Genomic DNA, 16,321 nt, shown 5'->3' with positions numbered 1-16,321 from the left:
GAAATACTAAATTTATACAGAGCCTGCTTTTGCGGCTGAGTAACAGTAGTAAAAAAAACCAGCTTGGATATTTTAGATAGACTTGACAAGGCACACTCACAAGCCAGACAAAATTTATGGTTGTATTACTTCTCTGTATTCAACCGGATAGTGCTGGCAGCAGGTTTTATACCCGCAGGGATCACTAAAGTAATAGGGGAGCGCTTTGCCAGCGGCCTGTCTGTGGTGCATCCTATGGGACATTATCTGGAAGCACTACATTTTACGGCTTACTATTATACTTTTATCGGCATTGCTCAAATCGCAGCAGGCATTCTTTTACTCATACCGCGTAGCGTGACGCTGGGCGCTTTGATCTACTTTCCGATCATTCTGAATATCTGTATCCTTTCCTTCGCCGTCCGCTTTGATGGCTCACTGCTTACCGCACCATTGATGGTGCTGGCGAACCTGTACCTGCTTGCTTGGAACTATGATAAGTTGAAATTTATTCTTCCCGTTAAGAACTACCCTTTTCAGCAGGGGCACAAAGAAACCAGCGCATACCAAAAAGAATTTCCGTTTAAGTATTTTATCGCTTTTGCCGCGACCGTTGTTATTGTGATTGCTGCGGTAGTAACCTTCAATATGTATGCGGTAATGCCCAGAAATTCACTCAAGGATTGCGTAAAACAATTTGAAGGTACCCATGATGCAGAGGCAGGAAATGCGTTCTGCCAATGCATCCACACAGATGGAAATCCGCTCAATGAATGTCTGGAGGAATATGAGACAGCTTTGGGCAATTAAAAAATAACAAATACAGCTGAGGCCAGGCAGACCTGTCGTTTGATAAATTCCTCTTCCTCAGTTCATAATTTTTTAGCTCAAAACAGAACAGCAAACTTAAGCGTCAGCTATGCTGACAAGCTGAATACATTCCTCTGCATGAACTCCCAATCATTCACTAACTAATTTTTTAGTTCAAAGATTAGGAGATCATAAACTAATTCTTTAGTTTTAACTAAGCATTTAGTTTATACCCGGATAGAACAGTCTCATCAATGAAAGAATTAACGAAAGCCGAAGAAGAAATCATGCAGGTACTCTGGGCGTTGGACGCAGCATTTGTAAAGGACATGATTGAAAAGCTGCCCGAACCCAAACCTGCCTACAATACTGTTTCTACCATCGTAAGAATTCTGCAACAGAAAGGATTTGTAGGCCATGAGATACATGGTAAGTCTCATAAATATTATCCTGTGATTACCAAAGAGGCCTATACCAGGTCCTTTATGAAAGGATTTGTAAAAAGATATTTCAGCGGGTCCTATCAGCAAATGGTTTCCTTCTTTACCAAAGAGGAAAAACTCAGCCTCAATGAACTGGAGCAACTTATCAAAGAACTTAAAGACAAAGACGCATGAGCAATTATCTAGTAGAACTTTCGCTGATCCATATCGCACTACTGCTGGGGTATTGGTGCTTCCTCAGCAAAGAGCGACAGTATGCCAAAATGAGATTTTATCTTTTAGGCGCTACATTTCTCGCTTTGAGCATTCCATTACTCAAACTACCAAAACTGTTCTTTTCCGCCAGCGAACCCACTACTGCCGTTGCTATGGAAGCCATTCCCCTGGAAGCGATGACCGTTTCCTCTCCGGCTGATACCTCAATCTGGAATTACGAACTGTTGATCTGGCTGTACCTGGCCATCAGCCTATGCTTTCTGCTAAAATTCCTGAACAGTGTGTGCTACCTTATCTGCTTGGAACGCAAGAGTAGCTATGAGAAATTTAATGAACTGTACATCCGTAAAATCCGGGATATTGAAGGCAGCTTTACCTTTTTTAACTGGATTTTTATAAGTGATGATATTGATAAAAACCAGCAGGATTATGAGGTGTTGCTGACGCATGAGAGGGCACACGCTTCTTTGGGACATACCTACGACATACTATTCTTTGAGCTGTTCAAAATATGTTTCTGGTGGCTGCCTACGGCATGGTTTATCATAAAGGAAATGAAAAAAATACACGAATATCAGGCTGATGCGTATGCCCTTGAGTCATATCACATTGACCAGTATTCGTCTATACTGATCAGTTCTACTCTGAAATCCAATGGACTGAGCCTGGCCAGCTCGTTTCATGATGGTTTAATTTTTAAACGACTAACAGCAATGAAACAAAAAGCAAAAAATGTGAGCCCCTGGAAACTGGGGACACTGGCAGCACTATGCGCATTACTCTTCATCGTATTTGCCTGTACCGAAGAGATGGACCAGGAAATCAAAGAGATGGGCAGCCAGAGCAACGCGATTCCCTTTGATCAGCTACCTGCCTCCATGCAGCAGGGGCTTGTAGAGCTCAGGGATGAATTATCCTTTATGAAAGTAGATGTGCCTGAGGATGATGAAATGTCCGATATAGAAGAACTGCAAAACCTTGACCCTGAACTGATCCATTTGATCAATGTGGATAAGGCGAACCGAGCCATTTACATCGCCCTCAAAAAGGACGGAGCCAACTTTGACTATCTTTCTGAGCAGTCCAAAATGGAAGGAGAGCTCTTTACCGTAGTGGAGGAGCAGCCTGAATTTGTAGGAGGGATGGACGCTTTCTACCGTTATATTGGAAATGAGATCAGCTATCCCTTGCAGGCACGGCAGCAGGGTATTGAAGGACGCGTATTCGTGCAGTTTGTGGTGGAGAGAGATGGCTCTCTCACAGAGGTAAAAGCAGTCAGAGGCATTAGTGAAGACTGTGATGCTGAAGCGGTAAGAGTCATCCGGAATGCTCCTGCCTTCAAACCCGGAAAACAGAGAGGGAAGCCGGTAAGGGTGAGGATGGTGATGCCCATTGTCTTTAAGCTGAATGAAGGCAAGACAAATCCTGACAACAGCACACAGGGGATGGTTATTGTTGAGGAAGTGGAGCAAAAAAACAACAAGCTCAAAGTAGATGCCCACTATGCCGGGGGTATGTGGTCCGGTACGGTCTACGATGAAGAGGGCGGTGCGCTTCCCGGAGTCAATATTCTGGTAGCCGGTACTACCAGCGGAACCGTATCTGATCTGGATGGGACTTTCAAACTGAAAGCCGATGCATCCCAGGACCTGCACATCAGTTGTGTCGGCTACGAAAGTGTGAGACTGGAAGGGGAGTAAAGCCTCCAAAGTAAAAAGTATACATGTTTCACGCCCTGCGTCACACGCCGTACGTTACACGCCGTACGCTACAAACGTAATTACTAGCTTCAGTCCCGGACTGGCAAGTCCCGGACTACGCGTCCCGGACTGAAGCGAGGGTGGGTCATTCCGTAGCGCAGCGGAGCCGCTGGGGACCAGGAATCTTAACCATCCTGAATTTCAGAAGCTTTGGGATATGGTAAAGCTCCCTCCATTCATGGAGGCCGCTTTGCTGCGGGATGACCTGAAGGTTAGCAGGTTATCAATTTTAAATCTGCAATTTGTAATCTCCAATTTTACACCTTCTGCGTAGGCACTACAATGCCCAGGCTTTCCAGCAGTTGCGGTTCATCGGCCAGGGCGATGCGGGCTACTTTTCGGAACTGTGCCATCCACTTTCTCAGCTCCTTGCGGCTGGCATCCCGTTGGTGCGTGGCATGCTGCGCTTCACCTTTGCTCTCTATCTGTTGCAGCCGGGCGGCAGCCAGGGCTTCCAGCATGGCTTTGGTCTGGGCTACTTCTTCCTGGCTGATATCAAATTTGCTGATTTGCTCCGCATACTGCTCTATTTTGCTATAGAAGGCATTGATCTGGCTCATCAGACCATGTATATCGCCCTTACGCTTACCCGGGAGTTGTAATTGTTCCAGTATACCGCGCTGCCCTTCAAAGGCCAGGCGTGCCTTTTTGCAATGCCGCGTATAGCGTTGCATGATCTCCTTTTGCTGCGCGTAAATACTATCGGTCCTTGCCAAACTGCTGACCGTATTTATCCTGCTTGACCGACTCCAGCATTTCCAGCTCTTCCTTCAAAACTTTACCTTCCTGCATACGCTTCAGGTTGTAATTAAAAGCCGCCAGCTTTTTCATGATATGTTCATTGTTCAGAGCGTTCTCAATGGCGATGTTTGCCTGCGCTACTTCGGCGGAAACTGTTCGTTTTTGCATAACAATCAGATTATTAGGGTTTTACATATTTTTAGCATCTCTCAACAAATTTGGGCGCAGGAAGCGCCGCAAAAGTGAGATGATGAGACTTTTCATAGAGCATGCAAGGAAGTGTAAATATTCGCACAATTTTGGACTGCCTCTGTCGGGTTGCACAAACACTCAGGAGGTGGCAGGAATGAGTGCGTGCTGCTGCACAAAGATTCCTGCCGGGCAGAACTTACATTGCACTTACATCCCAAAGACTTTTTGGGTGGCAGCAACGATTTTTCCGGGCTGCACAGTCTTTCCGACCTGGTCAAAACTGATATTTTGGTGCTGCAATGTAATATTTGCCCTGGCAGATGTCATTGTGCAAGGCTGCACAATGAGCTTTGACCGGGAATACAGGACTGTGTACCAGCCGCACAAGCAATCATTGACACAAAAAAGCTTTTCTGCCGGCCTGCACAAACAGTTTTGCCTGAGTGCGAAATGTAAGGGAAAGCCCGCCTAGAAAGCTTAAGCCAGCCAACCCAAGTTAGCAGCAGCGAACACAGCAGGTAAGCTTTAGAGGAAAAGGAATGGTTTCCAGAGGAAAATATAAAAAACATGAATAAAACACTGCATTACCCTTATGGTAAGCCTTACCTACAGCTTAAGCCTTACGGACTGAATATCAACACTTAGTGCCAGAATCATAGGATGATTTTGAGTAGGTATATATTGGAGATTGCCTTTAAATTAGGTGTGATTTCACAAGGTAAGTAAAAAATATTTACTAATTATTATTGGGAAATACTCAAAAAAGAGGTTTTATTGATAGTTAAACTGATAAAAGTTAAATTGTAGTATTACTTTTAAGATGATAGATTGTAGATAGCCGTAAATTTGCGGCGACTTGTTGTTAAGCAACATTAAAAAAACACACTAATCATAAAAAGCATTGAACAGTAAGTATTGGAAAAAGGCAACAAAAATCATTAGAACACCCAGTTTACTGATTAGTATTATAGCATTATTAATTTCAGGATTTAGTTTTTATTTTCAATTCTTTAACATAAAACATTCTTTATTCTACACCACCCTGACTCCTGAATTAAAAAAGGATGAAATAGTTATACCACTTTTAATTAAAAATACAGGCAATCAAACAGAAGTGTTGTTGAATGCAGAGTTACATCTGGAAGTAAAAGATACTAGCGGAGGCTTCTTCAAAAGAATTAGTCCCATGAACAATAAAGAAGCATATGTCATCCTCTCACCAGGTGATTATAAAACAATAAGAATTGCTGGCAACTATAGAGATTATATGTTTGGAACAATTCAATATATTAACGAGACTGAGTTTGAATATTCATCAATTACCGTTTTTGATAATTTAGTTCTGATATTAAAATTAAGTTATCTAACCAAATATGGCGCAGTTGCGGAAGAGGAACGATTAATAGGAGCGGTAAGTTTTGACGAAAATGAGAATGTGAGTAGAATTGATTATATGCCAATTGAACTAAAAGAATTAGACTTAAGTAACGATGATTATGAAATAATGAGCTATTCATTAATACCTAATTTTAAAATAGAAGGCAAAGAATCAATTGATTTGACTGACTCCAATTCTGTGATGGAAAATCTTGATAAGATTCAACTGATAAACCGAATATTAAGAGAGCAAAAGAAAAAATAAAACGTTGCCTAAAATTGTATATATGTCATATCCCCTCTATACCTCTATCGCAAGTTTAGCGCAGTGTAACTTGTGGTAAGCAAAGAAGCTCATTAATGATGTTTCACCAGGATAGTAGTTCATACAAATCCGTTATCTGCAATAGGATATGCTGTCCTTTTCTTTACAAACAATTGAAAATTTTAACAATAATATATTGTATGGAACAATTACAAGTGAGAATTTTACTTCAACATGTTCAAGGGGCAACAATTGCATACTTCTACAATCGAGAATCGTTTGACTTGCTTAATATTAAAAAGCATACATATGACGAATCTCAATTTATAGAAATTGGGAATACTTTAGAATATGAAGGTGAAGAATATGTTGTGAGAAAAATAAATTTTAAAATGGAAAAACAATTATTTGAAGTGGACAATAATTATGGCACAAATATATATTCACCAACAAGTCCATCAAACTTTAATTGTCAAATTGGGGTATTTGTTGATAACACTTAATTAAACTACTCCTCACTCTCCCGCAAGTTTAGCGCAGCGTAAATGTGGTAAGCATTAGTACCGTTTTGATCACAGGCATAAGATATTTTAATGAGGCTACGGCAACTTATGAGCATATTTAAGAAAGAAGAACTTGATACATTCACAGGCATTGTAGATGAAGATGGTGTCGCAAAAGTGGGTACAGACGATGCTGTATCATTGGGGTTTAGCTTTTTTGCCTATGCTAAGAATGATTCAGAGATTATTGAAGAAGATATATACGTTACTAAAGAAATTCCTTCTTTTCAATATGATGTGAGCAATATCAATCAACTGGATATCATTACCATTAAGGGAGTACAGATAGAGCATTATGGTCAGCAGCGCATTCTACTTTCATCCATTGAGCAAGTTAATATAGAGGACAAAAGGTTTGAGCTTATAAGAAATAAGAGGAAGCAACCCATCATCTTTCATAGTGAGCGATTAGGGGTATTCACTTTAGAAAGAGGTCCGAACTGGTTTGTTTCAACCCAGATATGGTGTGATCATGAAATAGAATTGATGTTGATGGATGAAGATACGCCGCCCATCCGCTCAGAAGAAGTAGCCATTTCTTTATTTGAAAAGCAGCGAGATTGGAATAAGAAATTTATTCAAATCATCATTGAAGAGCTATTGCCTCTAAAGAATGAAAGTTGGTTAGAAGAACACGATGAGCCATTCACTGAAAGTGAGTTTGAAAAAAGAATCAAGATAACTTCCATAAGTGTCTGGGATGATGGGGCTTTTGAAAGCTGGTTTGATGATGGAGATTTGTTTTGGGGACATGGAATTAATGTAAATGGTAATTTATCTGATGGCGTTGAAAGCGCAGATTTAGTGGGATGAGCAGGTGTAAGAACATCATTAATCGCACGGCTAGGGCCGCCCCGGCAAACCGTGATGTTCCAACAAAGCCTCAATATAAAAGACAATAAAGGTTCAAGTTACCGTTTCACTCAAAATGAACCAGATAGTGTAGTAAGTTTCCCGAGGCATGGTCTCACAGAGCGTTAAGTAGCGGTCATCAGGCAAAGATGTAAAATATGGATTCGCAACTTCCCTCAGATGAAAAAGACCGAAGCTGTATTATCTAATTTTATATTTTTCATAGCTGATCTTTGAAAGCTAAAAACCTGTCTTTGAAGTATGGATGTCAGTTTCCCCCCATCTATACCGGCACAGAAAAAAGGTACTAGATAAAGACATAAAATATCCCTCTTCCGAAAATTTGAATCTGCAAGGAATCGCCATTTCTGAAAAGAGAGAACCCTTAAAAACATAGGCGAAAGAGGAATAAGAAGGTCTGTATAGTCTTTTTTTTAGAAAAATTATCATTACAGGGTTACGAATCTTGCTCCCAGGTAAACATAGTCTAAAGTTTTAGACGAATTGCTATTTTTTACCTATGAGATCAGATGAAAAAATTTCCTCATTACAAACAGCTTGATTTGATGGATTGCGGGCCTACTTGTCTGCAGATTATCTCAAAGTACTATGGCAAATATTTTTCATTACAACTCCTGCGTGACCGCTGTGACGGTGGCAGAGAGGGCGTCTCCATTCTGGATATCAGTCAGGCAGCGGAAAGCATAGGCTTTAAAAGCCTGGCCCTGAAAACCAGCTTTTGCAACCTCAGGGACAAGCTTCCTCTGCCCTGCATCGTGCACTGGAATCACACCCACTTCATTGTCGTCTACAAATTCAGAAAGGGGAAGGTCTATGCATCAGACCCGGCAAGGGGGCTGCTGCAGTACACAGAGAAAGAGTTTGTGGAGAGCTGGCTTGACACTACACATCCCGATACGGATGAAGGGGTAGTGCTTGCCCTGGAAAGCACCCCTCATTTTTATGAGCAGAATGAAAGCAAAAGGAAAAGTGGAAGAACGCTTCGCTATTTTTATTCCTATATCATCAAGTACAAAAGCTTTCTGCTTCAGCTTTTTGCCGGTATGGTGGTAGCCACACTACTACAACTGCTTTTTCCTTTCATTACCCAGGCCATTGTAGATGTAGGCATAGGCAATCAGGATATGGAGTTTGTCAACATACTACTGATCGCCACTATCGTGCTTACCATCAGTTCCACTGTGGTGGAGTACATACGCAACTGGTTGTTACTCCACATCTCGGCGCGGGTTAATATCGCCTTGTTATCGGATTACATCATCAAACTCATGAAGCTGCCCGTATCCTTTTTTGAGAAAAAAATGATCGGGGATATACTGCAGAGGGCCAAAGACCACGACCGGATACAAAATTTCATCATGTCTTCTTCGCTCACCCTGGTTTTTGCGATGCTCAATGTAGTGGTGTTCGGGGCTATCCTGCTGTACTACAATACCATTCTGTTTGTCATCTTTATCGTGGGCAGCATACTGTACGCAGTGTGGATTGTGCTTTTCCTGAGGGTGAGGCGCAAGCTGGACTATATGCACTTTGAGATGCAGTCCAGAAACCAGAGCCAGTGGATAGAAACCTTGCAGGCTATGCCGGATATCAAGGTAAACAACTGTGAGAAGCAGAAAAGGTGGACCTGGGAAGGTATACAGACCGATTTGTATAAGCTCAGCATACGCACCCTCAAGTTAAACCAGGCCCAGGATATTGGCGCGCAACTGATCAATACCCTCAAAAATATGCTTATCACCTTTTATGCGGTCAAATCAGTCATACATGGCGAGATGACCCTGGGGATGATGATGTCTGCCCAGTACATTGTAGGGCAGCTAAACGGGCCAATCGTTCAATTGATCAGCTTTATCAAATCAGCCCAGCTGGCAGGGATCAGTTTCCGCCGGCTCAATGAAATCAACGAAATGGATGATGAGGAGAATGAAAGCAGCCTTAACAATAATTTTTTCCCGGAAGAAAAAAGCCTGAAGTTACAGAATGTATCCTTTCGGTATCAGAGAAACGAGCCTAACATCCTGAATAACATCAGACTTGAAATTCCCGAAGGTAAAGTTACGGCCATCGTGGGGGGCAGCGGCAGTGGTAAGACTACCTTGCTGAAACTCCTGCTGCGCTTTTATGAGCCCAACCATGGCGGCAATATCTTCATAGGCAATGCTAATATTGAAAACATCAGTCTGAGGCTTTTGAGGCGAAAGTGTGGCATTGTGTTACAGGACAGCAAAATATTTAATGATACCATCCTTAATAATATTGTGCTGGACAGTGAGCGTATTGACAAAGATCGCCTGAACGCCTGCGTGAATATTGCCAATGCCCGGGAGTTTATTGATGCTTTGCCCCTGGGATTTTATACCAGGATGGGTGAGGGGGGGAGAGGTCTCAGTCAGGGACAGAAGCAGAGAATCCTGATAGCTCGTGCCCTCTACAAAGATCCGGAATACCTGTTTCTGGATGAAGCTACCAATGCGCTTGACGCATATAACGAAAGGAGCATTATGCATAACCTGTCTTCTGTTTTTGAAGGTAAAACGGTACTTATCGTGGCCCATAGGCTGAGCACTGTACAAAACGCGGATCAGATCGTGGTACTCAATCAGGGAAGAATAGTGGAGGTAGGCAACCACCATAGCCTCATCCAGAGGAAAGGCATATACTTCAACCTGGTAAGAAACCAACTAAATATGTGCGCGTAATGGCAACTCAACTACAAGACAGCAGTGAACTCAGCCTGAGGAGTGAAAAAACTCAGGATGTAATGGACAGAATGCCCAATTGGTTTATCAGGTGGGGAACGATCATAATACTGATGCTCATTCTGCTGGTGTTTGCCTTTTCCTGGCTCATCAGGTATCCGGAAGTTGTGCTCTCTGAAGTAAGCATTACCACCACCAACCCGCCTTTGAAAATTGTAGCCAAATCTCCCGGTAATCTGAGGTTAGAGCAGATTTCTCCCGGTCAAAAGGTCAGCAGGGGGCAGTACATCGCTGTCATTGAAAATTCCGCCAATGCCCGGGATGTCGTTGCGCTTAGAGAAAAACTCATTGCTTTCAAGGCCAATTATGAAGAAGTCAACAGTGCTGGACTGGACTTTTTCCCTGAAAGCCTGTCACTGGGGAGCCTACAGATTCTATTCAGCGACTTCCTCAAAACTTATCAGGAAATTATTCTGGTGGATAAACTAAACCGCAACGGCAGCCAGTTGACATTTCTTCATCAGCAGATCAGTAACTACAAAAAGCTGCTAAACAAGAAAGAAACCCTCATACGGGTGAAAAAAGAAGAGCTGTCTATTTTCAAGAAAAAATGGGAAAGAGACTCACAGCTGTTTATGGAAAAGGTAATTTCTGAGGAAGACTATGAAGACTCTAAAATTATTTTTTTGAACAAAACAGAAGACTTTGAAAACTTCAGAGCCGATATGATCAGGGTAGAGTCTCAAATTCTGGAACTCAGCAATCAAACCCACGAAATACAGTTTGATGATACTGAGACCCTCATCAGGCTGGAGTTGGCTTTATGGGAGCACTACAACAATCTGATGTCTGCCATCACCGACTGGGAACAGACTTATGTGCTTAAAGCACCCATAGATGGTACGCTTGAATTTTTGGATTTCTGGAAAGACAATGAGTTTGTGAAAAGCGGAGAGGAAGTGTTCAGCATCATACCGGATAATGCCGGGCTGACGGGTCATGCCGAAATGCCAACCCATGGCGCGGGAAAGGTAGAACTGGGGCAGAGAGTGATGATTAACCTGGAAGACTATCCTTATAAAGAGTTTGGTACGGTGCATGGCGTAGTGGAGAGCATCTCCCCTCTTACCAAAGAGGAAGTAACCCTGCTGGGCAAAGAAAATTATTACCTGATAACCATAAGTCTACCTAACGGACTCAAAACAAACTTTAACAAAAGTCTGGAATTTAAGCATGACATGGTGGGTATGGGCGAGGTCGTCACCAACGAACGTAATCTACTGGAGCGGATTTTTGAAAATATCGTCTACATTTTTAACCAATAAAATTATGAAGCAGGTCGCTATATGTAGTCCCAATTTAAAAGAGGCAGTATCAGATAAACAGCTGGTGACTTCCCTGATAATGGATGGCGTAGAAGTTACTATCGGTCTACTGGAGACAGAAAACATCATATTTGACGGTCAGGACCCGGCTAACAGTCAGAAGGTGCTGGTGAAGAAAAAAGGCTTTTCGCTCAACTACCGTGACAAGTCGCTCATCTTTAAGTCGCTGAAGTACTGTAACAGCCGGCAGGACAAGCACTACTACTTTCCTATAGGCTCAGAGTTCGTAGGCGAAGTAGTGGCTGCCGGCACTTCGGTGAAAGGTTTAGCAATAGGCGACAGGGTCATTGGCAACGGAGCATATCCTGATTCAGGATTTGAGGGTGCCACTCCCGGTCTGCCTACCAACAATGCTTCCAAAGAGTACGAAGTATTCCATTATGGCAAGCTGGCCAGAATACCTGAAAACATGTCGGATGAAGTAGCCGCCGGGTTCACAATTGGCGGACAAACGATCGGCAGTATCGTCAGGCGGCTCAAGATTCAGGAAGGAAACAATGTGTTGCTTACTGCCGCTACATCCAATACTTCATTATTTGCCTTAAATACCCTGAAATCAAAGGGAGCCAATGTGTATGCGCTCACCACTTCCGCCTGCTTCGCGGATCAGTTAACTGCTCTGGGTGCCAGTGATGTTTTTATAGTAGATAGAAAGCATAATAGTATTGGAAGCCAGCGTCTTCATGAAGCTATCCATATGCTGAAAGGGTTTGATTATGTGATTGACCCCTTTTATGATCTGTACCTTGAGAAGGTGGTTCCTCTGATTAAAACAGGAGGTAGTTATGTCACCTGTGGCTTGTATGATCAGTATCTGGAAGACATTGGCCAACCTTTTTCCGATGAACAGAATAACTACCAAAGCGTGATGAACACCATACTTACGAATAATATAAGCATTGTGGGCAATTGCCTGGGTTGTAATGAGGATCTGGTTCGGGCCATAGATGACTACCAAAGTATTAAAACCCATGTAGTGATAGACAGTGTGTATAAAGGCACAGAAATCAGAGCGTTTTTTGACAGGACCTTCAATCAGCAGGAGCGCTTTGGGAAAGTGGTGTACCTCTACGACAACTAAGCGCTCTGATCATTCATGCTCAGCTATTTTCAGGTTACGCGGCTCTTCCTTATGGAAACTAAAGAACAACTTTCATTTTTTCTAACCTTTTAAATTTTATTATCATGACAAACGAGAAAATCAATTTGGAAGAGCTCCAGGTAGAAAGCTTCGTGACTTCTTTGAGCCCTGAGGAGCAGGCTGCCCAAAAAGGAGGAACATCAGTGCCTTGTGTGTCTGCTGTATCAGCTACTGTTGCCTCTGCAACCGCAGTTAGTGCCCTCTCATACGATATCACCAAAGATTCAAGCTGGTGGAATTGCAAAGAGGATGATCAGTACGCAGGAGGTTGATTGCATTGGCTGGTAATAGCTGCATCAGCTTATTACCAGCCTGCTTTACAACAGCAGTTCGCAGACCAAGGCAGTGAAAGCATTCTTTCTCCACTTTTACAACACCTACATTACCTAAAACAAACCATGTATCAGACAAAAAATATAGACCAGATAGCACTGAACGCTACAAATTCCAGGTTTCCGGATAGTGATGGGCTACTCATATGTGGTAGTGCGGTAAACGGTAGTTTTAATGAGCGCTCAGATATAGACCTGCTGATCTTTTATGACCGCATTCAGTCCAGTTATCGGGAGGTGTTCACCTATGCAGGTTACGAAATTGAGGCTATGGTATATCCTACACATACTTTTTTGAATGAAATAGTAGCTGAAGGAGAAAAAAGGAAAAACGCCCTGAAAGAATTATGTCTGAAAAGCAAAATACTGAAAGATACCGAGGGGCATTTAGCCAGGATAAGATGCGAAGTAAAAAAAATATACCAAGCGGGCCCCGCTCCATTATCGGATAGTGAGCTTCAAAAGCAAAGGTATGTGATCACCAATCGCCTGGATGATTTTATGACCTCAGAAAGCTTCGCGATAAGCTGCTTTATCCTGAACGACCTGCTCACTAATCTGTTAGACTTTATCCTGATCACCCACGGCAAATGGCCGTATAAAGGTAGCGGAAAATGGCAAATCAAAGCACTACAGCAATACGATGAAGATATTTATCACACATTGATATCAGCCATGGAAGGGTTTTATCAGCAAGCCGATAAAGAAGCCATTGCTACGCTTGTCCATGAGCAGCTTAGCTATAGTGGCGGACGCCTCAAGAGTGGGTTTAAAAATGGCGTACCTCCCGAGTTGAACCAGAGCAGGAAATGGTTTTCAATTGAAATTTACTACGCAAGCGACCAGAACAGGCTGATCACAGAAGCCGTGCCCCCCTTTGTTCAGTTTCTGCGGCAAAAAAACTGGGTGGAGCGATGCTTCTTTAACCGTTATACTGAAAACGGCCCGCACCTCAGCCTCTTTCTGATCACTGAAGAAGAAACATTTGATACACTTATCAAACCCTTCGCGAATCAGTGTTTTGAGGCTTATTTCAAAAAGGCACCTTCAGTAAGAGTAACGCCCGCATGGGTAGCGGATCTTCCTAAGGAGCAGCAGTGGTTTCCTGATAATAGCCTGCAATACCAGCGTAAAGAGATCTTACCCGCATTGTTCGGTGGAAACGCGGCCACCAAACTGATGGAAGATTTGTTTGATTTTTCCTCATCGCGGATAGGCAGGCTCATTCAGCAGGACTCAGGCTGGTCAGAGCGCAAAGCCATGGGAGCAGCGCTGAAGCTGGCACTGCTTAGTTTTCATGCCCTTGCTATTGATACAGATAAGCTGAAGGTTTCTGCCTGGTTTCAGCTACAGGAGCTGATTCCCTATGCCTGCGGTGCTACAGTCAACGCACAGACAGGGAAAAACTTTATCGAAAAAATGGAGGCTAATTATCAGCACACTGCGCCTAATACCAAAGCTACAATTCAGAGCATATGGCAGAAATTGCAGGAGCATGAATTTACCGGAGAGCTAGAGTCTGAATGGCATCATAAAATGAATGGCTTTACGCAAAACATTTCAGCGTTAAATCAGCAGGAGCAGCTCCTGCTATCGGAGGTAAGTCCCAACTGGCATATTGAGATGGATAAGTTCACCCAGTACAGCTTTATGAATTATAAGCATATCACCCACATGCTCAACAATCAGCTCGGCCTCAGGTATGCTGATGAGTGCTATCTGTTCTACATCATTCACCAATGCGCAAATACTATTTCAACCTAAATATGAAAATCATGGATTATACAATAATTGCCAGAAGGTTTATAGATCAGCAATTTCCGGATGCTCAGGGAGCCATATTGAGCGGCAGTGCGGTGACTGGAGAAATGAAGCCACACTCCGACCTGGATTTACTGGTATTCTATGAAGACATTCATTCACATTACCGTAAGCTATACCATTTTGAAGGGCAGAAAATAGAAGCGATGGTTCATCGGATCAGCCAGTCCAGAGATAACATGGCGTACGACAGAAAAAGAAGAAATAAGGCATTCCTGGACCTGATCGTAAAAGGAGTGATCATTAAAGATACGGATCAGGTGATTGCCAGCCTTCAAACTGAAGCAGGTGAAATTTACGATCAGGGGCCTCTTCCCTATACCCCTTATGAAAAAGCGCTTTATCACTACATTATCAATAACCGGCTGGAAGATTTTGTAGATAATGACGACTATCATGAAAGCTATTTTATCCTGTCAAACTTATTTTATTTTCTTACCAAAGTCATGCTGATCATCAATGGACAGTGGACCAATAAGGGGCAGGGCAAGTGGCAGTTCAGGGCTGTAGAGGAGTACGATAAGCAGCTGGGAGAGCAGCTCAAAAAAGCCATAGACGATTTCTGTCAGCACCAGCGAAAAGATAAAGTCATCACCCTCACGAAAAATGTACTATTGCAGCTTGATGACAGAGCAGCAGCCTATGAGGCAGGGATACCTCCGCAATATAATAAGGTGAAAAAGTGGTTCATGGTAGACATGTACTATGCCGAACCGCAGGAAGAAATGCTTATTGAATTGATCAAGCCATCCATTGAAAACCTCAGCGAGATGGGCTGGGCAGAAAATGTCTTTTTCACGCGCAACTACAAGAATGGTGCTCATATCAGCCTTTACCTGGTGACAGACAAAACTATTTTTGAGGAACATATTCTTCCCTATATAGAAAATACTTTTGGTAGCTACCTATCCATGAACCCTTCGCTGAGGGTTACTCCCGATCTGTACAAGCGCCTTCCCAAGAAGTTTCAGCTTTTCCCCAATAATTCATTTCAGTACTATGAGTTTGAAGTAGAGCTGATGAAATACATGGGGTCAGAAGGGTTAAAATTTTTAGAGGAGCAGTTTCATTCCTCATCAAAATTTGTGCTTGACCTGATCTCTCAAAAGCCAGGAATTAACTACAATGAAAAGCTGGGCGAGGTAATAAAAATTAACTGGCTGGTATTGCACACCCTTGGGCTGAGTCTGCAGGAAATCAACTTATTCTGTGAAAACTACTGGAAAGATTGGGGAGCTTATCAGTTCTCGACTATACCGGGTCCTTTTATCTTCAACGATAAGGTCAGCCCTATGCCCTTATTAAAGCAGGAAGTGGAGGATAAACTGTACCAGAAGTTTGAGGATAAGTTTGAGCAGCAACAAGAGCAAATGCTTGGCTTTCTGGGGAGCCTGTGGGAGAAATCCGAAACGGAAGGGCAACGTAACTTGGAAGAAGCCTTAGCAACTTACCTTGGTGAACTGAAAATGAGCAGGGAGAAAATCACCCTCTTCCATACCGAAGAAAAACTGTTTCTGCCCGATCCCATTCAGGATGAATCAAGTGAAGTGAAGATACTGGAGCGATACCCCTTATGGTTCTTTTATAAAGAAATCATTCATGCTACGAATAACCGGCTGGGTGTATTGCACGAAAATGAAAGATACCTCATGTTTCTGTTGCAGGCTTGCGCGCAACATCTGAGCCTTAAGCTGCAGGAAGAGCAGGTTCAGCTATAGCAT

Annotated in this window: 14 protein-coding genes; 12 read left to right on the top strand and 2 right to left on the bottom strand. The window is 42.8% G+C overall.

The window, feature by feature from the left end; genetic code table 11:
* Nucleotides 1-63 precede the first annotated feature (63 nt).
* The 3 genes from OKW21_RS22460 (at nt 64) to OKW21_RS22450 (ending at nt 3,148) form a co-directional block, all read left to right on the top strand.
* A complete protein-coding gene (locus OKW21_RS22460; RefSeq protein WP_277483720.1) occupies nt 64-789 on the top strand; it encodes a DoxX family protein in 726 nt (241 codons plus the stop codon).
* Between the two features lie 254 nt (nt 790-1,043).
* A complete protein-coding gene (locus OKW21_RS22455) occupies nt 1,044-1,406 on the top strand; it encodes a BlaI/MecI/CopY family transcriptional regulator (RefSeq protein ID WP_277483718.1) in 363 nt (120 codons plus the stop codon).
* Nucleotides 1,403-3,148, top strand: coding sequence for a TonB family protein (locus tag OKW21_RS22450; protein WP_277483714.1), 1,746 nt, complete (start codon nt 1,403-1,405; stop codon nt 3,146-3,148). The genes OKW21_RS22455 and OKW21_RS22450 overlap by 4 nt, the downstream gene beginning before the upstream one ends.
* Before the next feature lie 317 nt (nt 3,149-3,465).
* Here OKW21_RS22450 and OKW21_RS22445 read toward each other — a convergent pair whose 3' ends face one another.
* Nucleotides 3,466-3,924: a PQLLE family protein gene (locus OKW21_RS22445; protein WP_277483712.1), complete on the bottom strand. Its 459-nt coding sequence runs from the start codon at nt 3,922-3,924 to the stop codon at nt 3,466-3,468.
* Nucleotides 3,908-4,117, bottom strand: a complete 210-nt coding sequence (locus tag OKW21_RS22440; RefSeq protein WP_277483710.1) for a hypothetical protein — start codon at nt 4,115-4,117, stop codon at nt 3,908-3,910. Before OKW21_RS22440 ends, OKW21_RS22445 begins: the two co-directional genes overlap by 17 nt.
* Nucleotides 4,118-5,042: 925 nt before the next feature.
* On the opposite strand from OKW21_RS22440, the gene OKW21_RS22435 reads away from it, so the two are divergent.
* From OKW21_RS22435 to OKW21_RS22395, 9 genes are all read left to right on the top strand, one after another.
* Nucleotides 5,043-5,783, top strand: coding sequence for a hypothetical protein (locus OKW21_RS22435; RefSeq protein ID WP_277483708.1), 741 nt, complete (start codon nt 5,043-5,045; stop codon nt 5,781-5,783).
* Between the two features lie 200 nt (nt 5,784-5,983).
* Entirely contained in the window at nt 5,984-6,286 is a 303-nt protein-coding gene (locus OKW21_RS22430; RefSeq protein ID WP_277483706.1) for a hypothetical protein, read from the top strand.
* 108 nt (nt 6,287-6,394) lie between these two features.
* Nucleotides 6,395-7,159, top strand: a complete 765-nt coding sequence (locus OKW21_RS22425) for a DUF2262 domain-containing protein (RefSeq protein ID WP_277483705.1) — start codon at nt 6,395-6,397, stop codon at nt 7,157-7,159.
* 569 nt (nt 7,160-7,728) lie between these two features.
* Nucleotides 7,729-9,921, top strand: coding sequence for a peptidase domain-containing ABC transporter (locus OKW21_RS22420; RefSeq protein ID WP_277483703.1), 2,193 nt, complete (start codon nt 7,729-7,731; stop codon nt 9,919-9,921).
* Entirely contained in the window at nt 9,921-11,246 is a 1,326-nt protein-coding gene (locus OKW21_RS22415; RefSeq protein WP_277483701.1) for a putative HlyD family type I secretion protein, read from the top strand. Before OKW21_RS22420 ends, OKW21_RS22415 begins: the two co-directional genes overlap by 1 nt.
* A gap of 4 nt (nt 11,247-11,250) precedes the next feature.
* A complete protein-coding gene (locus tag OKW21_RS22410) occupies nt 11,251-12,387 on the top strand; it encodes a quinone oxidoreductase family protein (RefSeq protein WP_277483699.1) in 1,137 nt (378 codons plus the stop codon).
* Between the two features lie 104 nt (nt 12,388-12,491).
* Nucleotides 12,492-12,719: a pinensin family lanthipeptide gene (locus tag OKW21_RS22405; RefSeq protein ID WP_277483697.1), complete on the top strand. Its 228-nt coding sequence runs from the start codon at nt 12,492-12,494 to the stop codon at nt 12,717-12,719.
* Nucleotides 12,720-12,845: 126 nt separating this feature from the next.
* Complete coding sequence (locus tag OKW21_RS22400) at nt 12,846-14,543, top strand: lantibiotic dehydratase C-terminal domain-containing protein (protein ID WP_277483695.1); 1,698 nt, start codon at nt 12,846-12,848, stop codon at nt 14,541-14,543.
* A gap of 11 nt (nt 14,544-14,554) precedes the next feature.
* Nucleotides 14,555-16,318: a lantibiotic dehydratase C-terminal domain-containing protein gene (locus OKW21_RS22395; protein ID WP_277483693.1), complete on the top strand. Its 1,764-nt coding sequence runs from the start codon at nt 14,555-14,557 to the stop codon at nt 16,316-16,318.
* Nucleotides 16,319-16,321 lie beyond the last annotated feature (3 nt).

This window comes from Catalinimonas alkaloidigena, from assembly GCF_029504655.1.
In the GTDB taxonomy this organism is placed as follows: Bacteria; Bacteroidota; Bacteroidia; order Cytophagales; family Cyclobacteriaceae; genus Catalinimonas; species Catalinimonas alkaloidigena.
The sequence above is the reverse complement of the archived record's forward strand: the minus strand, read 5'-3'. Positions and strand labels throughout refer to the sequence as shown.